This is a genomic window from Bradyrhizobium sp. BRP56, from assembly GCF_020194035.1.
GTDB lineage: Bacteria > Pseudomonadota > Alphaproteobacteria > Rhizobiales > Xanthobacteraceae > Bradyrhizobium > Bradyrhizobium australafricanum.
This window is the reverse complement of record NZ_JADYVV010000180.1, coordinates 1-864: the sequence shown is the minus strand read 5'-3', so window position 1 is coordinate 864 and position 864 is coordinate 1. Positions and strand designations below refer to the sequence as shown.

Genomic DNA, 864 nt, shown 5'->3' with positions numbered 1-864 from the left:
CATCACCACATAGACCGGGCCATCCGGCGCCGGCAGCCAGTTTGCCTCCTTGTCCGCTCCCGGGGATTTGCTCTGGACGTAGATCGTCAGCGAACCGTCAGAGCCGCGCTTCATGTGCGGCAGCATCGGCGAGTTGATCAGGTAGCGGTTGATCGGGTTCTTCACCAAAAGCTGAGTCTTGCCGTCATACATCGTAACCGACCAGAAGGCGTTGACCGGCGGCAGCTGCTCCGCCGGGAAGGTAAGCGTGTAGCTCGACTTCGAGCAGTCGAGTTCTTTGCCCTCGGCATCCACTTTGCCCAGAGGATACATCGCCTCCACCGCGTCGTTGCCATAGATGCCGGCCTTCGCGGCTGCCGCGCGCAAGAGCCAGTCGCCATGAAAGAATGCGGCGTCACCGAACGACGCGCTGACGCGCCAGCCGTTGATGTCCTTGCCGAGGCTCGCAACGGTCTCGCTGACCTTGCGCTCGCCCTCCTTCATGCCAAGCAGGATCTCCGCCTTGTCTTCCAGCGACAGGCTGCGGAAATCGAAGCTCTTCCCTGGCCCCACGCCGATCCGCGCCAGTTGCTCGCGGATCCAGCGTTCTTCCGGCAGGGCCGGTGCGAATTGAAGCGTGAAGTCCAGATATTCGAAGAACTCGGTGCGGACGAGATCCTTCTCGAATTTGGGGAAAGAAGGCGCCGGCGCAGGCGCAGGCGCCGGCTGATTCAGGAAGCTGGAGAGCGGCTGCGCCTTGTAGCCGGCCTGAATTTTCTTGACGGCCTCAATATCGGCCGGATCGAACAGCTGGGTCCGGAAGAGTGCCAGGCAGAAATCGCTCGTCGACCGGAACACCCTCTTGATGCCGGCCGGCGTCGTGCC

Annotated in this window: 1 protein-coding gene; it reads right to left on the bottom strand. The window is 62.3% G+C overall.

Annotation, left to right across the window (positions count from 1 at the left end; translation table 11 throughout):
- Positions 1-864 (bottom strand): DUF1214 domain-containing protein (locus I6F38_RS43255; RefSeq protein ID WP_225164696.1); only part of this gene is annotated, 864 nt, incomplete at both ends.